30 protein-coding genes are annotated in these 21,064 nt (G+C 65.2%); 22 read left to right on the top strand and 8 right to left on the bottom strand.

Annotated elements, in window-relative coordinates; translation table 11 throughout:
- Nucleotides 1-42 precede the first annotated feature (42 nt).
- The 8 genes from PQ455_RS11795 to PQ455_RS11760 all read right to left on the bottom strand — a co-directional run bounded on the left by PQ455_RS11795 (nt 43) and on the right by PQ455_RS11760 (nt 3,276).
- Nucleotides 43-288, bottom strand: coding sequence for a hypothetical protein (locus PQ455_RS11795; RefSeq protein ID WP_420542872.1), 246 nt, complete (start codon nt 286-288; stop codon nt 43-45).
- 20 nt (nt 289-308) lie between these two features.
- Nucleotides 309-581 carry a hypothetical protein gene (locus PQ455_RS11790; protein WP_273686275.1) on the bottom strand — a complete coding sequence of 91 codons (273 nt, stop codon included), beginning with the start codon at nt 579-581 and terminating at the stop codon, nt 309-311.
- Nucleotides 582-607: 26 nt separating this feature from the next.
- A complete protein-coding gene (locus PQ455_RS11785; protein ID WP_273686274.1) occupies nt 608-889 on the bottom strand; it encodes a hypothetical protein in 282 nt (93 codons plus the stop codon).
- Nucleotides 890-970: 81 nt separating this feature from the next.
- Nucleotides 971-1,249 carry a hypothetical protein gene (locus PQ455_RS11780; RefSeq protein ID WP_273686273.1) on the bottom strand — a complete coding sequence of 93 codons (279 nt, stop codon included), beginning with the start codon at nt 1,247-1,249 and terminating at the stop codon, nt 971-973.
- A 30-nt stretch (nt 1,250-1,279) separates the two neighbouring features.
- On the bottom strand, nt 1,280-1,669 hold the full coding sequence (pspC, locus tag PQ455_RS11775; RefSeq protein ID WP_273686272.1) for an envelope stress response membrane protein PspC: 390 nt from the start codon (nt 1,667-1,669) through the stop codon (nt 1,280-1,282).
- A 41-nt stretch (nt 1,670-1,710) separates the two neighbouring features.
- Complete coding sequence (pspB, locus tag PQ455_RS11770; RefSeq protein WP_273686271.1) at nt 1,711-2,007, bottom strand: envelope stress response membrane protein PspB; 297 nt, start codon at nt 2,005-2,007, stop codon at nt 1,711-1,713.
- A gap of 1 nt (nt 2,008) precedes the next feature.
- Nucleotides 2,009-2,683, bottom strand: a complete 675-nt coding sequence (gene pspA, locus PQ455_RS11765) for a phage shock protein PspA (protein WP_273686270.1) — start codon at nt 2,681-2,683, stop codon at nt 2,009-2,011.
- 104 nt (nt 2,684-2,787) lie between these two features.
- Entirely contained in the window at nt 2,788-3,276 is a 489-nt protein-coding gene (locus PQ455_RS11760) for an energy transducer TonB (RefSeq protein ID WP_273686269.1), read from the bottom strand.
- A gap of 182 nt (nt 3,277-3,458) precedes the next feature.
- Between PQ455_RS11760 and pspF the strand changes: the two genes are divergently transcribed.
- The 22 genes from pspF to nuoL all read left to right on the top strand — a co-directional run bounded on the left by pspF (nt 3,459) and on the right by nuoL (nt 21,063).
- Nucleotides 3,459-4,490 carry a phage shock protein operon transcriptional activator gene (gene pspF / locus PQ455_RS11755; protein ID WP_273686268.1) on the top strand — a complete coding sequence of 344 codons (1,032 nt, stop codon included), beginning with the start codon at nt 3,459-3,461 and terminating at the stop codon, nt 4,488-4,490.
- A gap of 246 nt (nt 4,491-4,736) precedes the next feature.
- Nucleotides 4,737-5,363: a superoxide dismutase gene (locus PQ455_RS11750; RefSeq protein WP_273686267.1), complete on the top strand. Its 627-nt coding sequence runs from the start codon at nt 4,737-4,739 to the stop codon at nt 5,361-5,363.
- A 177-nt stretch (nt 5,364-5,540) separates the two neighbouring features.
- A complete protein-coding gene (gene efp / locus PQ455_RS11745) occupies nt 5,541-6,104 on the top strand; it encodes an elongation factor P (protein WP_273686266.1) in 564 nt (187 codons plus the stop codon).
- 139 nt (nt 6,105-6,243) lie between these two features.
- The gene (locus PQ455_RS11740; RefSeq protein ID WP_273686265.1) at nt 6,244-7,059 is read left to right on the top strand and encodes an inositol monophosphatase family protein; all 816 of its coding nucleotides are present in this window, start codon (nt 6,244-6,246) and stop codon (nt 7,057-7,059) included.
- Between the two features lie 277 nt (nt 7,060-7,336).
- Complete coding sequence (gene ndhC, locus PQ455_RS11735) at nt 7,337-7,714, top strand: NADH-quinone oxidoreductase subunit A (RefSeq protein ID WP_273686264.1); 378 nt, start codon at nt 7,337-7,339, stop codon at nt 7,712-7,714.
- Entirely contained in the window at nt 7,705-8,256 is a 552-nt protein-coding gene (locus PQ455_RS11730; RefSeq protein WP_273686263.1) for a NuoB/complex I 20 kDa subunit family protein, read from the top strand. The genes ndhC and PQ455_RS11730 overlap by 10 nt, the downstream gene beginning before the upstream one ends.
- The gene (locus PQ455_RS11725) at nt 8,253-8,921 is read left to right on the top strand and encodes an NADH-quinone oxidoreductase subunit C (RefSeq protein ID WP_273686262.1); all 669 of its coding nucleotides are present in this window, start codon (nt 8,253-8,255) and stop codon (nt 8,919-8,921) included. The genes PQ455_RS11730 and PQ455_RS11725 overlap by 4 nt, the downstream gene beginning before the upstream one ends.
- 53 nt (nt 8,922-8,974) lie before the next feature.
- Nucleotides 8,975-10,183, top strand: coding sequence for an NADH-quinone oxidoreductase subunit D (locus tag PQ455_RS11720; protein WP_273691361.1), 1,209 nt, complete (start codon nt 8,975-8,977; stop codon nt 10,181-10,183).
- Nucleotides 10,180-10,434: a hypothetical protein gene (locus tag PQ455_RS11715; RefSeq protein ID WP_273686261.1), complete on the top strand. Its 255-nt coding sequence runs from the start codon at nt 10,180-10,182 to the stop codon at nt 10,432-10,434. Before PQ455_RS11720 ends, PQ455_RS11715 begins: the two co-directional genes overlap by 4 nt.
- A complete protein-coding gene (locus tag PQ455_RS11710; protein WP_273686260.1) occupies nt 10,427-11,065 on the top strand; it encodes a complex I 24 kDa subunit family protein in 639 nt (212 codons plus the stop codon). Before PQ455_RS11715 ends, PQ455_RS11710 begins: the two co-directional genes overlap by 8 nt.
- Nucleotides 11,062-11,232 carry a hypothetical protein gene (locus PQ455_RS11705; protein ID WP_273686259.1) on the top strand — a complete coding sequence of 57 codons (171 nt, stop codon included), beginning with the start codon at nt 11,062-11,064 and terminating at the stop codon, nt 11,230-11,232. The genes PQ455_RS11710 and PQ455_RS11705 overlap by 4 nt, the downstream gene beginning before the upstream one ends.
- Nucleotides 11,229-11,456 (top strand): hypothetical protein, encoded by a 228-nt coding sequence (locus PQ455_RS11700; RefSeq protein WP_273686258.1) that lies wholly within the window; start codon nt 11,229-11,231, stop codon nt 11,454-11,456. The genes PQ455_RS11705 and PQ455_RS11700 overlap by 4 nt, the downstream gene beginning before the upstream one ends.
- Nucleotides 11,456-12,754 (top strand): NADH-quinone oxidoreductase subunit NuoF, encoded by a 1,299-nt coding sequence (gene nuoF / locus PQ455_RS11695; RefSeq protein WP_273686257.1) that lies wholly within the window; start codon nt 11,456-11,458, stop codon nt 12,752-12,754. The genes PQ455_RS11700 and nuoF overlap by 1 nt, the downstream gene beginning before the upstream one ends.
- 107 nt (nt 12,755-12,861) lie before the next feature.
- Complete coding sequence (locus PQ455_RS11690) at nt 12,862-13,452, top strand: hypothetical protein (RefSeq protein WP_273686256.1); 591 nt, start codon at nt 12,862-12,864, stop codon at nt 13,450-13,452.
- Between the two features lie 84 nt (nt 13,453-13,536).
- Entirely contained in the window at nt 13,537-13,917 is a 381-nt protein-coding gene (locus tag PQ455_RS11685) for a clan AA aspartic protease (RefSeq protein WP_273686255.1), read from the top strand.
- Nucleotides 13,918-15,924 carry an NADH-quinone oxidoreductase subunit NuoG gene (nuoG, locus tag PQ455_RS11680; RefSeq protein WP_273686254.1) on the top strand — a complete coding sequence of 669 codons (2,007 nt, stop codon included), beginning with the start codon at nt 13,918-13,920 and terminating at the stop codon, nt 15,922-15,924.
- Nucleotides 15,924-16,325, top strand: a complete 402-nt coding sequence (locus tag PQ455_RS11675) for a clan AA aspartic protease (protein ID WP_273686253.1) — start codon at nt 15,924-15,926, stop codon at nt 16,323-16,325. Before nuoG ends, PQ455_RS11675 begins: the two co-directional genes overlap by 1 nt.
- Nucleotides 16,322-17,374, top strand: coding sequence for an NADH-quinone oxidoreductase subunit NuoH (nuoH, locus tag PQ455_RS11670; protein WP_273686252.1), 1,053 nt, complete (start codon nt 16,322-16,324; stop codon nt 17,372-17,374). The genes PQ455_RS11675 and nuoH overlap by 4 nt, the downstream gene beginning before the upstream one ends.
- Nucleotides 17,371-17,856: an NADH-quinone oxidoreductase subunit NuoI gene (nuoI, locus tag PQ455_RS11665; RefSeq protein WP_273686251.1), complete on the top strand. Its 486-nt coding sequence runs from the start codon at nt 17,371-17,373 to the stop codon at nt 17,854-17,856. The genes nuoH and nuoI overlap by 4 nt, the downstream gene beginning before the upstream one ends.
- 147 nt (nt 17,857-18,003) lie before the next feature.
- On the top strand, nt 18,004-18,615 hold the full coding sequence (locus tag PQ455_RS11660) for an NADH-quinone oxidoreductase subunit J (RefSeq protein ID WP_273686250.1): 612 nt from the start codon (nt 18,004-18,006) through the stop codon (nt 18,613-18,615).
- The gene (gene nuoK, locus PQ455_RS11655; RefSeq protein WP_273686249.1) at nt 18,612-18,917 is read left to right on the top strand and encodes an NADH-quinone oxidoreductase subunit NuoK; all 306 of its coding nucleotides are present in this window, start codon (nt 18,612-18,614) and stop codon (nt 18,915-18,917) included. Before PQ455_RS11660 ends, nuoK begins: the two co-directional genes overlap by 4 nt.
- Nucleotides 18,918-18,924: 7 nt before the next feature.
- On the top strand, nt 18,925-21,063 hold the full coding sequence (gene nuoL / locus PQ455_RS11650; protein WP_273686248.1) for an NADH-quinone oxidoreductase subunit L: 2,139 nt from the start codon (nt 18,925-18,927) through the stop codon (nt 21,061-21,063).
- Nucleotide 21,064 lies beyond the last annotated feature (1 nt).

Genomic DNA, 21,064 nt, shown 5'->3' with positions numbered 1-21,064 from the left:
TCGACTTCGCTCAGCACGAACGGAGCGAGGGCGCGAGCAGGATTACAGATCCACCCCGGCGGCGATCGCCTCCAGCTTGCGGACGCGCTCCTTCAGGTCGGCCAGTTCGATGCGGGCGCCGGGGTTGGCGGCGGCCGGGCTGGCCGAGAGCGGGTGGTGGCGCTGCTCCAGTTCCAGCCGGCGCACATCGAGCCAGCCGCTCCAGCCGCGCAGCGCGACCAGCGCCAGAACGGTGACCGAGACGAGCGTGGTGCCCATCGCGGAGAGCAGGAACAGGGGGTCATGCAGGGTCATGATATGCACTCCCATCACTTCTTGTCGCGCAGCGCGTCGATCTCGCGCTCCAGCGATTGGGTACGGCGCTGGTCGCCATCGGTGACGATGCGTTCCAGAACGTGGATACGCTCCTTCAGCACGCTCACCTCGTCACGCAGGCGATCGGCATCCGGGTCGCGATAGTCGACGATCTGGTCGTCGCGCTCGCCGGTGCGGCACTTGCGGCCATTGCCATATTTGGCGCGGAAAATGCTGGCGATCGCGGTGATCGCGACGATCAGCACCACCATCTCGAACGGGTTCATCTCTCGAACTCCTCTTCGGGCTTGGATCAGTTGAGGGGCGAGTGGAGCGACGGCTGGTCGCGCAGCCGCTCGATCTCGTCGGCGACGTCGATGCCCTTGTCGGTCACGATCCGCTCCAGCACGCGCATCCGCTGTTCGAGGCGCTCGGTCTGGGCGGCGTAGCGGGCGGCCTTTTCGGCGGTGTCGGCCGAGATCGCCTGGATCTGCTTTTCCTTCAGCTTGATCCACTTGTGCGCCACCCCGGAGAGGATTGCGACGATGGGGATCAGCATGCCGAAGATGGGGATCAGGAAACGAAGATTGTCCATGTCGTCATCCTTCCAGATTGCGACGAATTGAGGAGCCCGCTTCGATGAACCGCAAACTGCGGTCGATCAGCGGAGGGGGCATCAGCGCAGCGAGTCGATCTCGTCGGCCAGGCGGCGCGGGCGATCGGTGGCGATGCGCTCCAGCGTGGCGATCCGCTCCTCGAGCCGGCCGATCTTGCCGGTGAGCAGTTCGTTCTCGTCGCTGAGCAGCGCCACCGCGCGGCCGGTCTGGGGCGATCCGCCATCGGCGCGGGCGAGGTGGCGGGCCTCGCGCGTCTTGAGCATCTGCAACACTACCTTGGTCACCGAACCCATGAACACCAGGATGCAGATGAACATGAACAGGTCGTCGGCATTCATCGTCTTTCCCCTTTATCGTGAGGCGCGCGCTTAGCGCAGCGCCTCGATCTCGTCGGCCAGGCGGCGGTTCTGCGAGGTGACGCTCACCTCCACGTCGGCCAGCCGGCGATCGATGTCGCGGAAGCGGGCACGCACCTCGCGGACCGAATTGGCCGGCTTGGCGCGCACGCCCTGCCAGAATTTCTTGTCCTCGCGATCGGCGTAATCCAGCTCGCGGGGGCGATCGTCGGCCATCCAGCCGGCGATGAAGTAAGCCAGCGGACCGAAGCCGCCCATCGTGCCGGTGCCCACCATCAGCAGCACGAAGCCGATGCGGATGAGCGTCACGTCGAGCCCGGTATAGTCGGCCAGGCCGGCGCACACGCCCATGACCTTGCCGTTCTTCTTGTCGAGGTAGAATTTGGTGCGACGCGGTTCCATGGTGAAAATCCTTTCCCTGTAGGGGCTTCGGCGCAGCTTGTTCAGCGCGCGCGCAGCCGGTCTTCGATACGGTCGGCGGTCATCTCGGTGTCGCTGCGCTCGGCCGACAGGCGGGCGCGGCTGGCGAAGCTCGGGTCGTCCACCGCGACGATCCGCTCGATCGTGCGCAGCCGGTCATCCAGCCGCCGGGCGAGATCGTGCAGCTCGTCGAGCAGCCTCTCGTCCTCGATCGGCAGGTTGCCGTTGCGCTTCCACTGCGTGATGTAGTGGAAGATCAGCCACGGCAGCCCGACGAAGATCGACAGGATCGCGACGATCGGGATCAGATCCTCGAACATCTCAGCCCTCCTTCGGCTGGAAGCGCGCCTTCAGCGCGGCCAGCTCGGCATCGACCTTGTCGGAGGAGCGCAGCTCGGCGATCTCCTCCTCGAGCGACTTCGGCCCGGCGGCACCCAGCGACAGCGCGTCGGCGCGGCCCTCGGCCAGATCGGCGCGGCGCTCGAGCTGCTCGAAGCGCGAGAAGGCGTCCTCCACCTTCGCGCCCTGATACATCTCGCGCATCCGCTCGCGGTTGTACGCGCTCTCCAGGCGGGTCGCGATGGCGTTCTGGCGGGCACGGGCCTCGCGCAGCTTGCCCTGCAACTTGGCGATGTCCGCCTCGGAGGCAGACAGCGCCGCGTCGAGCGTGGCCACTTCCTCGTTGAGCTGCTCGGCGAGGTCACCCGCCTTCTGCTTCTCGACGAGCGCCGCCTTGGCGAGATCCTCGCGGCCCTTCGACAGGGCCAGCTCGGCCTTCTCGATCCAGCCCGCCTGGACGCTGTCCAGCTTGGCGATGTGGCGGCGCATCTCCTTCTGGTCCGCGATCGTCCGGGCGGCGGAAGCGCGGACTTCGACCAGCGTCTCCTCCATTTCCAGGATGATCATGCGGATCGTCTTCGCCGGGTCTTCCGCCTTGTCGAGCAGGTCGGTGACGTTGGCGGCGATGATGTCCCGCGTGCGGGAGAAGATACCCATGATGTGAACTCCTTGAGGAACCGCTGTGCGAGGCGGGACAACCGTATAGGGGATAGGCTGTCCCGCCTCTTTTCGCCACTCTAGCACGAGGGCCTGGCCTCGCGTCACAGGGCGGCGAACTGGGTGTGGCCCTGATGGGCGTAGGCGAAGGCTTCGTCCTTCTTCGCGGCGCGCAGGGCCTGCTGGCGGCGATCCTCACTGCTGGTGAAGTACAGCTTCACCGCGACGGTGGTCGCCTTGCCGGCGAGCGTGCCGGGCAGGGCCGGGTAATCGACCTTGCCGGCCGTCTCCAGCGCCACCTTGTCGAGCGCGGCGCTGCCGGTGCTCTTCAGCATGCCGACGCTGGCGACCTTGCCTTCGGCGGTGAGCGCGACGCGGACGGTGGCCTGCTTGTCACCCTTCCAGTTGGCGTTGGTCGCGGCCAGGCCGCTGTCGAGCTTGCCGCTCACGTCGCTCTGCCACGAGGAGAGGCTGGTGGGCTCGGCGGCCTTGGCGGGGGCCGCGACCGCGAAGATCGAGGCGGCCGAGAGGGCGATCGCGCCGAGAGCCGAAACCGCGGTGCGTTGCAGGTCGATCTTGTCGAAAGTGAACATTGTTGGTCTCCTGAACCTGATAGTTGGTGGTCGTTCCCGCCATGTCGGCGGGGTTGCCAAATACTTTGCAGGGACCGTGCCAATTTGAAGATTGATTGAAATCCAAAGACTTGGCTGAATTGGCATGGCGGAATGCCAAATCGCACTTGCCAAACATTGGGAAAATTCGCCAAGTTTCGCGCATGGAGCGCAACGCCCAGTTCATCGGCCAATCCTCGGCCTTCCTCGACAGCGTCGAGCGGGCCAGTCGCGCCGCCGCGCTCAACCGCCCGGTGCTGGTGATCGGCGAGCGCGGGACCGGCAAGGAACTGATTGCCGAGCGGCTGCATCACCTGTCCAACCGCTGGTCCGCCCCGCTCGTCACGATGAATTGCGCGGCGCTTCCGGAGACGCTGATCGAGGCCGAATTGTTCGGGCATGAGGCGGGCGCCTTCACCGGCGCCACCCGCGCCCGCGCCGGCCGTTTCGAGGAGGCAGACGGCGGAACCCTGTTTCTCGACGAACTCGCGACCTTGAGCCAGGGCGCGCAGGAACGGCTGCTGCGCGCGACCGAATATGGCGAGGTGACGCGCATCGGCTCCTCCAAGCCGGTCCGGGTCGATGTGCGGATCGTGGCCGCCACCAACGAGCATCTGCCCGCTCTGGTCGAGGCCGGGCGGTTCCGCGCCGACCTGCTCGATCGTCTCTCGTTCGAGGTGGTGACCCTGCCGCCGCTCCGCGCGCGGGAGGGCGATGTCGAGGTGCTGGCCGATCATTTCGGGCGGCGGATGGCGGCGGAACTGTCCTGGCCGCACTGGCCGGGTTTCACCAAGGCCGCGTCCGAGGCGCTGGAATCGCACGACTGGCCCGGCAACGTCCGCGAGCTGCGCAACGTCGTCGAGCGCGCGGTCTATCGCTGGGAGGATCCCGAGCGGCCGATCGGCGAGATCACCTTCGATCCCTTCGCCTCGCCCTGGCGCCCGGCGGAGAAAGCGGCGGTGGCCGCGCCCGCCGTGGAGGCGACCGCGCCGCCCGCGCCGAAAGCCGGCCCGGTCATCGTCCTCGATTGCGACGACCTGCGCGGGGCCGTCCATGCCCATGAACGCGCGCTGCTGGAGGCCGCCCTGCAACGCTGCCGCTTCAACCAGCGCCAGACCGCGCTGGCGCTGAAACTCACCTACGACCAGCTCCGCCACGCCCTGAAGCGCCACGACCTGCTCGATCGGGCGCAGTAGGCGGCCCATCGTCATTGCGAGCGCAGCGAAGCAATCCAGCCTCTCGGCATGACGGCACCGTCGGAACTGGATTGCTTCGCTGCGCTCGCAATGACGTAGCAGGGCACCGCGCACTCGTTACGCCCCAAATCCTCACGTCCCGTCGCACCCAAGTGAGAACGTCTCGCAACAGTCGATTTGGGCTGCACAATAGTCAAACGAAAGCGTTAGGGGGCGGAGAACGGATTCCCGATCAGGAGATGTCGCATGGCCTTTGAACTGCCCCCGCTTCCCTTCGACAAGACCGCGCTCGATCCGGTGATGTCGGCCGAGACGTTCGAATTCCACCACGGCAAGCATCACAAGGCCTATGTCGACAAGGTCAACGGCTGGATCGACGAGAAGGGCCTCGCCGGCCTCTCGCTGATCGACGTCACCAAGAAGGCCAAGGACACGGGCGACAAGGGCCTGTTCAACAACGCCGCCCAGATCTGGAACCACACCTTCTTCTGGAACGGCCTCGCCCCCACCGGCTCGACCAAGCCGTCGGAGAAACTCCAGAGCCTGATCGACGCGGGCTTCGGCTCGACGCAAGGGTTGCTCGACAAGATCGCCGCCGAGGCCGTCGGCCATTTCGCCAGCGGCTGGGCCTGGCTCGTGCTGGACGGCGACGCGCTCAAGGTGACGAGCTATCACGATGCCGACACGCCGATCGTGTACGAGGGCGTGAAGCCGCTGTTCACGCTCGATGTGTGGGAACATGCCTATTACATCGATTACCGCAACGCCCGGCCGAAATTCGCCGAGGAAGTGCTGGGCAAGATCGTCAACTGGGACTTCGTTTCCCAGAACCTCGACGGCGAGGGCGCGAGCCGCGCCGACCAGCAGCAGTAAGGAGATTGCGAGCCTCGCTGCGGCGGGGCTCGCAGTCGCACTCCGTCAAACCGACAGGCCTGCCGGTCCTGGCGGCCTGCACAACGGCCCATCCCTTAACCACGCACCCGCCTTGCCCCTTGCCCTGCACATCGCTAAGGGCTCGCCCCTGCTCTTTCCTATCGCACGAGACACCCCATGAAGATCAGCGGCGTGGACATTCGTCCCGGCAACATCATCGAATATGAAGGCGGCATCTGGAAGGCGGTCAAGATCCAGCATACCCAGCCGGGCAAGGGCGGGGCCTATATGCAGGTCGAGATGAAGAATCTCATCGATGGCCGCAAGAACAACGTCCGCTTCCGCTCGGCCGAGACGGTCGAGCGCGTGCGCCTTGACACCAAGGATTTCCAGTTCCTGTTCAAGGACGGCGACGCGCTGACCTTCATGGACAAGGAAAATTACGAGCAGATCACGCTCGACGCCGGCATCCTCGGCGATGCGGCGGCCTTCCTTCAGGACGGCATGGACGTGGTGATGGAGCTTTACGACGAGCGCCCGATCTCGGTGCAGCTGCCCGACACGATCGAGGCCATGATCGTCGAGGCCGACGCGGTGGTGAAGGGCCAGACGGCCTCCTCCAGCTACAAGCCGGCCGTGCTCGACAATGGCGTGCGCGTGATGGTGCCGCCGCACATCGGCGCCGGCGTGAAGATCGTCGTCGACGTGTACAGCCGGGAATATGTCCGGCGCGCGGACTAACCAGCTTCCCCTCCCTGCCAAGGGAGGGGATCGAGGGGTGGGTTCGGCCGATGGCGCTTTGCCCGGCTTGATTCCGTCCCCGACGAACTGACCCACCCCCCGGCCCCCTCCCTTGGCAGGGAGGGGGGGAGTTCATTCCATGGTATCCCATTCTGGCCTCATCACCGTCATGGAGCGTGCCGCGCGCAAGGCCGCGCCGCGCCTGCGCCGCGACTTCGGCGAGACGCAGGAATTGCAGGTCAGCCGCAAGGGGCCGGCCGACTTCGTCTCGATGGCCGACAAGCGCGCCGAGCAGACGCTCTACGAGGAATTGAAGAAGGCGCGGCCCGACTGGGGCTTCGTCGGCGAGGAAGGCGGCACGGTCGAGGGCGATCCCTCCAAGCCGCGCTGGATCGTCGATCCGCTCGACGGCACGACCAACTTCCTCCACGGCATCCCGCATTTCGCCATCTCGATCGCGGTCGAGGAGCCCAACGGCCCCGGCGGCCGGCCGGAGATCACGCAGGGGCTGGTCTACCAGCCCGTCACCGACGAGAGCTTCTGGGCCGAGAAGGGCCGCGGCGCGTGGCTGTACGATCGCCGCCTGCGCGTGTCCTCCCGCCGGGATATGTCCGAGGCGCTGATCGCGACCGGCATCCCCTTCCTGGGGCATGGCGACTTCAAGGAATATAATGCGATCTTCGACGCGGTCGCCCCGCAGGTGGCGGGCATCCGCCGCTTCGGCGCCGCCGCGCTCGATCTCGCCTGGGTCGCCGCCGGCCGCTACGACGGTTTCTGGGAAAGCCCGCTGAAGCCGTGGGACATCGCTGCCGGCATCCTGCTGGTGCGCGAGGCGGGCGGATTCGTCACCGACTATCGCGGGGCGGACCGGGCGTATGAGAAGGGCCAGGTGCTCGCCGCCAACGATCAGATCCATTCCAAGCTGCATAAGCTGCTGGCGACCGCGCTGCGGTAACAGTTACGATCGTCACCCCAGCGAAAGCCGGGGTCTCGGGAGGCTGGACGGGGCCTCGCATGGATCGCCCGGCCTCGGGAGATCCCAGCTTGAGGGGAACGATCGCGCCCTGTCACGCAACGCTTTGTCACCCGCCCACCCCAATACGCGGCGGTTTTCCGTCTTTCTGCGAGTCATTCTCACGGCCCCGATGCCTTGCTTCGCAGGTGCGGCAAGCCTAGAGGATCGGCCAAGGGAAGGGGGCTTTCCAGCCCCCGCTGCAACCGGAGTATCTTGGATGGCGTCGGTCGCCGCTGGCTATCTGCCGATCCTGCTGTTTCTCGCCGTCGCGGTGGCGCTGTCGAGCGCCTTCGTGGTGCTGCCCATCGTCGCCTCGAAGTTCACCGGATCGGCCAAGCCGACCCCGGAGAAGCTGACCGAATATGAGTGCGGCTTTCCCGCGTTCGAGGACAGCCGGGCCCAGTTCGACGTGCGATTCTATCTGATCGCCATCCTCTTCATCATCTTCGATCTGGAAGCGGCGTTCCTCTATCCGTGGGCGGTGTCGCTCGGCGGGATCGGCTTCGCCGGCTGGGCGGGCATGATGATCTTCCTGATCGAACTGGCCATCGGCTACGCATATTGCTGGAAGAAGGGAGCGCTGGAATGGGAGTGACCTTGCCGGCGGCCATCGACCGCCACCCGACCGAAGATACGCCCCCCGATCAGGCCTTCTTCGACAGCCTCCAGGCCGAAGTGCAGGACAAGGGTTTCCTCGTCACTTCGACCGAGGAATTGTTCCAGTGGGCGCGCACCGGCTCGCTGTGGTGGATGACCTTCGGCCTCGCCTGCTGCGCTGTCGAGATGATCCACGTCAACATGCCGCGCTACGATCTGGAGCGGTTCGGCGCCGCGCCGCGCGCGTCACCGCGTCAGTCGGACGTGATGATCGTGGCGGGCACGCTCTGCAACAAGATGGCCCCGGCGCTGCGCCGCGTCTACGATCAGATGTCCGAGCCGAAATACGTCATCTCGATGGGCTCGTGCGCCAACGGCGGCGGCTATTATCATTACAGCTATTCGGTCGTGCGCGGCTGCGACCGGATCGTACCGGTCGACATCTACGTGCCCGGCTGCCCGCCGACCGCCGAGGCGCTGCTGTACGGGATCATGCAACTCCAGCGGAAGATCCGCCGCATGGGGACGATCGAACGATGAGCTTCCCGAAATATGCCTCCAACGCGGGCGTGATCGAGGCGGCGAAGGCCGCGCTCGGCGACCTGCTGATCGCGGCGACCGACAAGGTCGGCGAGGTGCGGCTCGACGTGAAGCGCGAAGGGCTGGTCGAGGCGATGCGGGTCGTGCGCGACGATCTGCATTACCAACAACTGATGGAGATCGCTGGTGTCGATTACCCGGACCGCGCCGAGCGGTTCGAGGTGGTCTATTGCATGCTCAGCCTCACCCGGAACCACCGCATCCGGGTGCATGTCGCGACCGACGAGGTGCAGGCCGTGCCTTCGGTGACGGGGCTGTGGCCGGTCGCCGGCTGGCTCGAGCGTGAGGTGTACGACATGTATGGCGTGCTGTTCGAGGGGAACCCCGATCTGCGCCGCATCCTCACCGATTATGGCTTCCGCGGCCATCCGCAGCGCAAGGACTTCCCGCTGACGGGCTATGTCGAGCTGCGCTATTCGGAGGCCGAGAAGCGCGTCGCCTACCAGCCGGTCAAGCTGGCGCAGGATCTGCGCATGTTCGATTTCATGAGCCCGTGGGAAGGCGCCGATTATATCCTGCCCGGCGACGAGAAGGCGCCTCCGCAGAAGGCCCCCGAGGCCCCCGGCGCGCCGACGCCGCTCAAGGCCGATGAGGTGAAGAAGTGAGCGATCCCGCCGTGGCCGTCGCCAACCCGCATGGGTCGATCGCCGATCTCGACATGCTGCTGACGCCGAACGATCCGACCCTGGGCGACGTCGAGATCCAGAATTACACGATCAACTTCGGCCCGCAGCACCCCGCCGCGCATGGCGTGCTGCGCCTCGTGATGGAGCTGGACGGCGAGATCGTCGAGCGGGTCGATCCGCATGTCGGCCTGCTTCATCGCGGCACCGAGAAACTGATCGAATACAAGACCTATCTTCAGGCGCTGCCCTATTTCGATCGCCTCGATTATTGCTCGCCGCTCAACATGGAGCACAGCTATGTGCTCGCGATCGAGAAGCTGTTGGGGCTGGAGGTGCCGGAGCGCGCCAAATACCTCCGCGTGCTGTTCGCCGAGCTGAGCCGCATCTGCAACCACATGCTGAACCTCGGGTCGCACGTGATGGACGTGGGCGCGATGACGCCGAACCTGTGGCTGTTCGAGATTCGCGAGGATTGCTACGGCTTCTTCGAGCGGGCGTCGGGCGCGCGGATGCACATGGCGTGGTTCCGCCCCGGCGGCGTGCATCAGGATGTGCCGCTGAAGCTGCTCACCGACATCGCCGACTGGCTGGACACGCGCCTGCCGCGCCTGTTCGAGGATGCGATCAGCTTGGTCGCCGACAACCGCATCTTCAAGCAGCGCAACGTCGATATCGGCGTCGTCAGCAAGGAGGATGCGATCGCCTGGGGCTTCTCCGGCCCGATGATCCGCGCCGCCGGCATCCCCTGGGATATCCGCCGCTCGCAGCCCTACGATGCGTATGACAAGATGCGCTTCGAGGTGCCGACCGGCACGCGCGGCGACTGCTACGACCGGTTCATGGTGCGGGTGGAGGAAGTCCGCCAGTCCGCCGCGATCATGAAGCAGTGCCTGGCCGACATGCCCGACGGCCCGATCGCGTCCGACGACCGCAAGGTCGTGCCGCCCAAGCGTGGCGAGATGAAGCAGTCGATGGAAGCGCTGATCCATCACTTCAAGCTCTATACCGAGGGCTTTCACGTCCCCGAGGGCGAGGTCTATGTCGCGACGGAGAGCCCCAAGGGCGAGTTCGGCGTGTATCTGGTGAGCGACGGCAGCAACAAGCCGTACCGCTGCAAGATCCGCCCGACCGCCTTCAGCCACCTCCAGGCGATGGACTTCATGATGAAGGGCCACATGCTGGCCGACACCACCGCCATCCTTTCGGCGATCGACGTCGTGTTCGGCGAGTGCGACCGGTGAGCGGCGTGGGACAGACCGCCAGGGCGCTGCGCCCGGTGATCTGGGGTGGCGTCGCGTTCGTCGTCGTCGCGGCGCTGTTGTGGGCGGAGTTCGCCGAGGCGGGCCAGCCGATGTGGAACGCCTTCCTCGGCCTGTTCCTCGTCGGCATCGGTGTCGGCGCCTTCTTCCTCCAGCGTTTCTTCCTGACCCATGCGGGCGAGATCGGCGAAGCCCGCTTCGATACGCGCAACAAGAGTGACGTGCATGGCTGACGCAGCCCATATCCCCGACGAGGCCGAGACCCGCGCACGCTGGGGCAGTTTCGCGTGGAGCGCCGAGAACGAGTCCAAGGTGCGCGAGATCTTCGGCCGTTATCCCAAGGGGCGCGAGCATTCGGCGGTGATGCCGTTGCTCGATCTCGCGCAGCGTCAGGTCGGCAAGGAAACGAACACGCAAGGCTGGCTGCCCGTGCCGGTGATCGAATATGTCGCGAAGGCGGTGGGCATGCCCTATATCCGCGCGCTGGAGGTCGTCAGCTTCTACACGATGTACAATATGGCGCCGGTCGGCCGCTATCATGTGCAGGTGTGCGGCACGACGCCCTGCATGTTGCGCGGCTCGGACGACGTGCTCGACGCCTGCTACAAGAAGGGCCTGAAGAAAGGCGCGACCACGGCCGACGGCCTGTTCACGCTCACCGAGGTCGAGTGCCTGGGCGCCTGCGTCAACGCGCCGATGGTGCAGATCAACGACGACAATTACGAAGACCTCACCTTCGAGACGACGACCGCGATCCTCGAGGCACTGGCGCGCGGCGAGACGCCGAAGCCCGGCCCGCAGGTCGATCGCTTCCTCTCGTCGCCGATGGGCGGGCCGACGGTGCTCAAGGATTATGTTTCTTGAGGTCGCTCGCCTCCCTCTTCCTGGCGATCGTCGTCGGCATCGTCGCGATCTGGCTGCTCCTCAAGCTGCTGGGTCTCGCGCTGAAGCTGGTCGCCATCGCGATCGGCATCGGCCTGGCGGTGATCGCCTATCTGTTCGTCGAGAAGCTCGTGGGGCAGGGGCGATGAGCGACAATGTCGAAAATCTGGTGCTGGAGCATCTGCGGCGGCTCAACAGCCGGTTCGACAAGTTCGAACTGGAACAGATGGACATCAAGATGCGGCTGACAGCGGTCGATGAGCATCTGAGCGGGATCATGATGTCCGTCGCGGGAATCAACAATCGGCTGGACCGTCTCGAGGAGCGCACCGGGCGCATCGAGCGTCGCCTTGATCTGACGGACGCACACTGATGCTCGACGACAAGGATCGCATCTTCACCAACATCTATGGCTTCCAGGATTGGACCATCGATGGCGCGATGAAGCGTGGCGACTGGGACGATACCAAGGCGCTGATGGCGCGTGGGCAGGACCAGATCATCGAGGATATCAAGGCCTCGGGCCTGCGCGGGCGCGGTGGGGCGGGCTTCCCGACCGGCATGAAGTGGAGCTTCATGCCCAAGGAGCAGAAGCCCGGAAAACCCAGCTTCCTGCTCATCAACGCCGACGAATCCGAGCCCGGCTCGTGCAAGGATCGCGAGATCCTGCGCCACGATCCGCACAAATTGCTCGAAGGCGCGCTGATCGCGGGCTTCGCGATGCGCGCGCGGGCGGCGTACATCTACATCCGCGGCGAGTTCATCCGCGAGGCCGAGAACCTCTTCGCCGCCGTGGCGCAGGCCTATGACAAGGGCATGCTCGGCAAGAATGCCGCCGGCTCGGGCTATGATTTCGACGTGTTCGTCCATCGCGGTGCCGGCGCCTACATCTGCGGCGAGGAAACCGCTCAGATCGAGAGTCTGGAGGGCAAGAAGGGCCAGCCGCGCCTGAAGCCGCCCTTCCCGGCGGGTGTCGGCCTTTTCGGCTGCCCGACGACGGTGAACAATGTCGAATCGATCGCGGTGGTGCCGACGATCCTGCGGCGCGGGCCCCAGTGGTTCTTCGGCATCGGCCGGGAGAACAACAAGGGCACCAAGCTCTTCCAGATCTCGGGACATGTGAACAATCCGTGCGTGGTCGAGGAGGCGATGGGCATCCCCTTCCGCGAACTGATCGACAAGCATTGCGGCGGCATCCGGGGCGGGTGGGACAATCTGCTCGCGGTGATCCCGGGCGGCTCCTCGGTGCCGCTGGTGCCGGCCGCCGAGATCATGGACGTGCCGATGGATTTCGACGGCCTGCGCGGTCTCGGCTCGGGCCTCGGCACGGCGGCGGTGATCGTGATGGACAAGTCCACCGACATCGTCCGCGCGATCAGCCGCATCAGCTATTTCTACAAGCATGAGAGCTGCGGCCAATGCACCCCTTGCCGCGAGGGCACCGGCTGGATGTGGCGCGTGATGGAACGGCTGCGCACCGGCGACGCCGACCTGTCCGAGATCGACATGCTGCACGAGGTGACCAAGCAGGTCGAAGGCCACACCATCTGCGCCCTGGGCGACGCGGCGGCGTGGCCGATCCAGGGCCTCATCAAGCATTTCCGCCCGGAAATCGAACGCCGCATCAAGGATAAGGGCGGCGCGCCGGCCTATGCGGTGGCGGCCGAGTGAGGCAGATCAAACTCTTGGTTGGTGTATTCGCGAGTTTCATCGCGACCGCGCCTGCGTGCATAGGCGCGCAGGAGATGCGGAACCCGCTCCAACCACGGGTAGCGGCCATGAACGATGATCACGCTGTAAGTCCCGCTACACGTGCTCAACGGACGATGCTTGCTTATGGGCAGTGTGTCGTGAAGCGTTATCGCGGCTTCGCCAAGGCATACATTGAAACTCCGCCATATATGCTTGGCGAGAAGAAGCAGGCCCGGGCGCTTGCCACTAACGAATGTCTCGGGAATGGTGGGCTGAAGATGTCCTTCGGTTTGTTTCGCGGGTCGCTTTATGAGGCCTTTCTAGTTAGTCAGCCTGGTTTACTGTTGACTCCTGAAATTGCGTCTGTCCCACCGATTGATTACCGTAATCCGGTTCCTGTGGATGCGCCCGCCGCTTGGTTTCAGCATGTCGCGCTTGTTGAGATAGCCGATTGTGCGATTAGAGCAAATCCGGGTACTGCCTCGGAGCTATTTACAACAATGGCCGGCTCACCTGAAGAGGCTGGTATTTATAGGATCCTTTCGCCATCGCTAGACAGTTGCATGTCTGATCGAGAGAAAATTACCTTTAGCAAGATTGCGCTGCGAGGAGTTCTTGCAGAGGCAGCTTATAAGCTTTCGACAAGAAGAGCAAAATTGGCGGCGGTGAGAACCTAAGATGACCGTCTTGAAAGATGATGCTGTTATCGGCCGTAATCAGGGTGTTGTCCTGAGGTGTCGCCTTGTCGGAAGGTGTGGGTGATGGGTGTCGTCTATGCCCCGATCAAGCTCAGCAATCTGCTGCGGGACGATCTCCAGCCGGTCGAGGTAGATGCGCTGGTCGATTCCGGCGCGATCAACCTGTGCATCCCGGAGATCGTGCAGCGCGAGCTGGGCCTCACCGTCAAGCGGACACGCGTCGCGCAGATGGCCGACGGATCGCTGCTCGAAGTCGGCATCGTCGAGCCGGTGACCGTTCAGTTCGAGAACCGCATCACCACCACCACCGCCATGGTCCTCGGCAACGAGGTTCTGCTCGGAGCCATCGCCATGCAGGATATGGACGTGATGATCGATCCGCGTAACGAGCGCCTCATTCTGCCGCCCGATCGCCCCAATTTTGCTTTGGCGAAGGTCAAGTAAATGCCCACGCTTACCGTAGACGGAATCGAAGTGACGGTGCCCGCGGGCGCCACGGTGCTGCAGGCCTGCGAGGCCGCCGGCAAGGAAGTGCCGCGCTTCTGCTATCATGAGCGGCTGAGCATCGCCGGCAATTGCCGCATGTGCCTGGTCGAGGTGAAGCCGGGGCCGCCCAAGCCGCAGGCTTCGTGCGCGCTGCCCGCCGCCGACAAGCAGGAGATCTTCACCGCCACGCCGATGGTGAAGAAGGCGCGCGAGGGGGTGATGGAGTTTCTCCTCATCAACCACCCGCTCGATTGCCCGATCTGCGATCAGGGCGGCGAATGCGATCTTCAGGATCAGTCGATCGCCTACGGCAAGGGCCACTCGCGCTATCACGAGAACAAGCGCGCCGTGACCGAGAAATATATGGGTCCGATCGTCAAGACGGTGATGACCCGGTGCATCCAATGCACCCGTTGCGTGCGCTTCGCCGAGGAAGTGGCGGGCGTCGAGGAGATCGGCGCGCTGTATCGCGGCGAGAACATGCAGATCACCTCCTATCTGGAGAAGGCGGTCACGTCGGAGCTTTCGGGCAATGTCGTCGATCTGTGCCCGGTCGGCGCGCTCACCTCCAAGCCCTACGCCTTCGAGGCGCGGCCGTGGGAGCTGAAGAAGACCTATGCGATCGACGTGATGGACGCGGTCGGCACCAATATCCGGCTCGACAGCCGGGGCCGCCAGGTGCTGCGCGCGCTGCCGCGCATCAACGAGGACGTCAACGAGGAGTGGGCGTCGGACAAGACCCGCCACGCCGTCGACGGCCTCGTGCGCGGCCGGCTCGACAAGCCCTATGTCCGCGTCAACGGCAAGCTCCAGCCCGCGACCTGGGGCGAAGCCTTCGCGGCGATCAAAGCGGTGGATGCAGGCGCGTCGGTCGCGGCGATCGCGGGCGATCTGGTCGATTGCGAGACGATGTATGCCGCCAAGGCGCTGCTTGGGCGCATGGGCTCGACCCTGCTCGAAGGCCGCCAGACCGGCATGGCCTATGACGTGACGAGCCTGTCGGCGGTCAATTTCAACTCGACGATCGCGGGCATCGAGACGGCCGACGCGATCCTGCTGGTGGGCGCCAACGTCCGCTGGGAGGCGCCTTTGGTCAACACGCGCATCCGCAAGGCGGTGAAGCGCGGCGCCAAGGTGTTCGCGATCGGGCCGGAGGTCGATCTGACCTATCCGGTCACATGGATCGGCAATGATCTCGGCCTGCTGGGTAGTCTGCCGCAGGCGGTGACGGAGGCGTTCGGCAAGGCGGCGCGGCCGGCGGTGATCGTCGGTGGCGGCGGGCTGAAGGCGGGGGCGCATGGCGCCTCGCTCAAGCTGGTCGATACGCTCGGCCTCGTGAAGGAAGGCTGGAACGGCTATAACGTCCTGCACTTCTCCGCATCGCGGATGGGCGGGCTCATGCTGGGTTATGCGCAGGCCGGCGGCATCGCCGACGTGACGGCGGCGGCGCCCAAGCTCGTCTTCCTGCTCGGCGCCGACGAGGTTCCGGCGGACAAGTTTGCGAGCGCCTTCACCGTCTATGTTGGCCACCATGGCGACAAGGGCGCGCATGGCGCGGACGTGATCCTGCCGGCGGCGGCCTATACCGAAAAGCCCGGCACCTACGTCAATCTCGAGGGCCGGGTGCAGCGCGGCGACCGCGCGGTCTTCCCGCCGGGCGACGCGCGCGAGGATTGGGCGATCCTGCGCGCCCTGTCCGACGTGCTGGGCCACACCCTGCCGTTCGACACGTTCGAGGCGGTGCGGGCGGCGATGATCGCCGATGTGCCCGCGCTGGGCGACGTCGGCGCGCTGGCCGATTACGGCTGGTCGGTGCCGGCACTCGATGGCGCCGCCTCGGGCGAGATCGCCTACCCGATCGCCGATTTCTACCTCACCAACGCCATCGCCCGCGCCAGCGAGACGATGCAGCGCTGCTCGTCCGAACTGCTCCACGGCGAGAGCTATGCGGAGGCGGCGGAGTAATGGGGACGTTTTCGGCCTCGATCGAGCTGTCGAACGCGCGCCATGACGGGCTCGCGCCGATGACGATCGACGCGCTCGTCGACAGCGGCGCGCTGCATCTGTGCATCCCCGCACAGGTGGCGCAGCAGTTGCAGCTCGACGTGCTCGATCAGCGACAGGTGACCGTCGCGGACGGGCGCTCGCAGCTCGTCGATTATGTCGGCCCGATTTCGCTGCGTTTCGCCAACCGCCGCTGCCTCACCGGCGCGCTGGTGTTGGGCGATCAGGCGTTGCTCGGCGCGATCCCGATGGAAGATATGGACCTTGTCATCAGCCCCGCGCGGCGCGAACTGACGGTCAACCCCCAGCATCCGAACATCGCCGCGTCCATGGCGATGGGTTTTCAGGCGAGCGGCCAATGACCGAGTTTTTCCAGTCCACCTTCCTGGGCTATGGCTTCGGCTGGTTCGTCGCCACGCTGATCCTGATCCTGATGATCGCGCTGCCGCTGATGCTGTCGGTGGCGATGATCATCTATGCCGATCGCAAGATCTGGGCGGCGATGGCGCTGCGCCGGGGCCCGAACGTCGTCGGCCCCTTCGGCCTGCTGCAGTCCTTCGCGGACGGGCTGAAGGTGTTCCTTCAGGAGACGATCATCCCGTCGGCGGCCAATCGCGGCCTCTTCCTGCTGGCGCCGATCATCACCTTCACGGTGGCGCTGATCGCCTGGGCGGTGATTCCGTTCGGGCCGAACATGGTGCTGGCCGACGTCAATGTCGGGCTGCTCTACATCCTCGCCGCCTCGTCGCTGGGCGTCTACGGCATCATCCTGGCCGGCTGGGCGTCCAACTCCAAATATCCCTTCTATTCCGCCATCCGCGCCGCCGCGCAGATGGTGAGCTATGAAGTGTCGATCGGCTTCGTGCTGATCTCGGTGGTGTTGTGGGCGGGCACGTTCAACCTGTCCGGCATCGTCGTCGCGCAGCGGGCGCATGTGTTCGGCTTCATCAACGGCTTCGGCTTCAACCCGCTGCTGTTTCCGATGGCGGTGGTGTTCCTGATCTCCGCGATGGCCGAAACCCAGCGCGCCCCGTTCGACCTGACCGAGGCCGAGAGCGAGATCGTCGCCGGCTACCAGACCGAATATTCGTCGATGAGCTTCGCGCTGTTCTGGCTGGGCGAATATGGCAACGTGCTGCTGATGTGCGCGCTCAACGCCACGCTCTTCTGGGGCGGGTGGCTGCCGCCGATCGACTGGGCGCCGCTCTATGCCGTGCCCGGCATCATCTGGCTGTTCGTCAAGATCTTCGCCTTCTTCTTCGTCTTCTCGTGGGTGAAGGCCACCGTGCCGCGCTACCGCTATGACCAGCTGATGCGCCTTGGCTGGAAGATCTTCCTGCCGCTGTCGCTGATCTGGGTGTTCCTCGTCTCCGGCTATCTGATGGTCACCCGCTACGGAGTGGGCGCATGAGCCTCGCTTATTACATCAAGTCCTTCACCCTCTGGGAGTTCGTGAAGGCGCATGCGCTGACCTTGAAGTATTTCTTCAAGCCCAAGGCGACGATCAACTATCCGTTCGAGAAGAACCCGCTGTCGCCCCGCTTCCGTGGCGAACATGCGCTGCGCCGCTATCCCAACGGCGAGGAACGCTGCATCGCGTGCAAGCTGTGCGAGGCGGTGTGCCCGGCGCAGGCGATCACGATCGAAGCCGAGCCGCGCGACGACGGCAGCCGCCGCACGACGCGCTACGACATCGACATGACCAAGTGCATCTACTGCGGCTTCTGCCAGGAAGCCTGCCCGGTGGACGCCATCGTCGAGGGGCCGAATTTCGAATTCGCCACCGAGACCCGCGAGGAGCTGATCTACGACAAGTCCAAGCTGCTCGAAAATGGCGATCGCTGGGAACGGTCGATCGCCCAGAACCTTGCCGCCGATGCACCGTACCGGTAATGGCGCGCGCAATCATCACGAGCACCCCCACTCCGTTCGTCCCGAGCGAAGTCGAGGGACGTGCCACGGGCGTCGGGGCTGCGTGTCTCGACTTCGCTCGACACGAACGGACTGTGGATTTGGTGGCCAAGGGGGCGGCGCGGTAACGTGATCCAGACACTCGCCTTTTATCTGTTCGCAACGCTGGTCGTCGTGGCCGGCTTGCTGACGGTCACCGCACGCAACCCGGTCCATTCGGTGTTGTGGCTGATCTTCGCCTTCTTCAACGCCGCCGGGCTGATGCTGCTGGTCGGCGCCGAGTTCATCGCGATGCTGCTCGTCATCGTCTATGTCGGCGCGGTCGCGGTGCTGTTCCTGTTCGTCGTGATGATGCTGGACATCGATTTCGCCGAGCTGCGATCGGGCATCGCGCGCTACTTCCCGTTCGGCATCGCGCTGGTCGGCGTGCTGGCGGGCGAGACGATCTTCGCGATCGGCGCGTGGAAGGCGGGCGGGGTCGAACTCGCCAACCGTATCGCGCCGACGCCGGCCGAGGTGCCCAACATCCAGGCGCTCGGCACGCTCATCTACACCCGCTACCTCTATATCTTCGAGGGCGCCGGGCTGGTGCTGCTGGTCGCGCTGATCGGCGCGATCGTGCTGACCCACCGGGCGCGCGGCGGGGTGCGCGTGCAGAATATCGCGCGCCAGAACCAGCGCACCCCCAAGGACGCGATCCGCATGACCGATCCGGCCGTGGGCGAAGGGGTCGAGCTATGATTGGTCTTCAGCATTTCATCACCGTCTCCGCGATCCTGTTCGCGCTCGGCGTGTTCGGCATCTTCCTCAACCGGAAGAACGTCATCATCATCCTGATGGCGATCGAGCTGATCCTGTTGAGCGTGAACATCAATCTCGTCGCTTTCTCCGCCTATCTCAACGATCTGGTGGGGCAGGTGTTCGCGATGTTCGTGCTGACGGTGGCGGCGGGCGAGGCCGCGATCGGCCTGGCCATCCTCGTCATCTACTTCCGTGGCCGCGGCACCATCGCGGTCGACGACATCAATCGGATGAAGGGCTGATTTCGCGGTGATCGAGGCGATCGTCTTCCTGCCGCTGCTGGCGGCCATCATCGCGGGCTTCGGCAATCGCGCGATCGGCAACGTGCCGGCCAAGGTCATCACGACCGGCTGCCTGTTCGTGTCCTGCGCTTTGTCTTGGCCGATCTTCCTGTCCTATCTCGGCGGCACGGCCGAGCCGATGGTGCATCAGGTCGTCACCTTCATCCGATCGGGCGACCTCGTCGTCGATTGGTCGCTGCGCGTGGATACGCTGACGGCGGTGATGCTGGTGGTGGTGACGAGCGTCTCCAGCCTCGTCCACCTCTACAGCTGGGGCTATATGGCGGAGGATCCCGACCAGCCCCGCTTCTTCGCCTATCTCTCGTTGTTCACCTTCGCGATGCTGATGCTCGTCACGTCGGACAGCCTGATCCAGATGTTCTTCGGCTGGGAAGGCGTCGGCCTCGCCTCCTATCTGCTCATCGGCTTCTGGTATCAGAAGCCCTCGGCGCAGGCGGCCGCGATCAAGGCGTTCGTCGTCAACCGCGTCGGCGATTTCGGCTTCTCGCTCGGCATCTTCGGCACCTTCCTGGTGTTCGGCACGGTCTCGATCCCGGCGATCCTGGCGGCAGCGCCGGGCATGGCCGGCGCCTCGATCGGCTTCGCGGGGATGCGGGTCGATGTGATGACCCTGCTCTGCCTGCTGCTGTTCGTGGGCGCGATGGGCAAGTCGGCGCAGCTCGGCCTCCACACCTGGCTGCCGGACGCGATGGAAGGCCCGACCCCGGTGTCGGCGCTGATCCACGCCGCCACCATGGTGACGGCCGGCGTGTTCATGGTGTGCCGCCTCTCGCCGATGTTCGAGGTGAGCCCGACCGCGATGACCGTCGTCACCTATGTGGGCGCGGCGACGGCGCTGTTCGCGGCGACGGTGGGCGTGACCCAGACCGACATCAAGCGCGTGATCGCTTACTCGACCTGCTCGCAGCTCGGTTACATGTTCTTCGCGGCGGGCGTCGGCGCCTATGGCGCGGCGATGTTCCACCTGTTCACGCACGCCTTCTTCAAGGCGCTGCTGTTCCTGGGCGCGGGCTCGGTGATCCATGCGATGCATCACGAGCAGGACATGCGCTATTACGGGGGCTTGCGGAAACACATCCCGCTCACCTTCTGGGCGATGATGGCGGGCACGCTCGCGATCACCGGCGTCGGCGTGGCGGGCGTGTTCGGCTTCGCGGGCTTCTATTCCAAGGATGCCATCATCGAGGCGGCCTTCGCCAGCGGAACGCAGGCGGGCGGGCTCGCCTTTGCCGTCGGCGTGTTCGCGGCGCTGCTGACCAGCTTCTATTCGTGGCGGCTGGTGTTCCTCACCTTCTTCGGCAAGCCCCGCTGGGAGCAGTCCGAGCATATCCAGCACGCGGTGCATGACGCGCACGGCCATGGCCATGACGATCATGGCCACGACCATGCGCACGACGTGGCCCACGATGCCGCGCACACCGGCGATCATCGCGTGAGCGATCCGGCGGGCGAGCATGGCGAGGAACATGGCCACGGCCACGATCACCACGCGCACGGCCATGCCCATGGCGGCGACGGCACCGCCGGCTACCATCCGCACGAAAGCCCGTGGCCGATGCTGGTGCCGCTCGGCGTCCTGTCGGTCGGCGCGGTGTTCGCGGGTATCGTGTTCGCGCCGCACTTCATCGGGGTCGAGGGCGGCGCTGAGTTCTGGCGCGGCAGCCTCTTCTTCAACGAGCATCTGATGCACGCGATGCACGGGATCCCCGAGCTGGCGAAGTGGTCGGCGACGATCGCGATGATCACCGGCTTCCTCGTCGCGCTGTGGGCCTATGTGCTCGATCGCAGCGTGCCGGCGAGGATGGCGGCGACATTCCCGGGGCTTTACGCCTTCCTGCTCAACAAATGGTATTTCGATCAGTTGTATAACATCCTCTTCGTGCGGCCCGCCTTCGCGCTCGGCCGGCTGCTGTGGGTGCGCGGCGACCAGAAGACGATCGACCGCTTCGGGCCGAACGGCGCCGCCGCGGTCGTGGTCGGGGCGGGGGCCGCCGCCCGGCGCCTCCAGTCGGGCTATCTCTACACCTATGCACTGGTGATGCTGCTCGGCCTGGCCGCGGCGACCACCTGGGCCGTGATGGGCTGAC

The sequence above is a fragment of the Sphingomonas naphthae genome, assembly GCF_028607085.1.
Taxonomy (GTDB): Bacteria; Pseudomonadota; Alphaproteobacteria; order Sphingomonadales; family Sphingomonadaceae; genus Sphingomonas_Q; species Sphingomonas_Q naphthae.
This window is presented reverse-complemented; position numbering and strand designations above follow the sequence as displayed.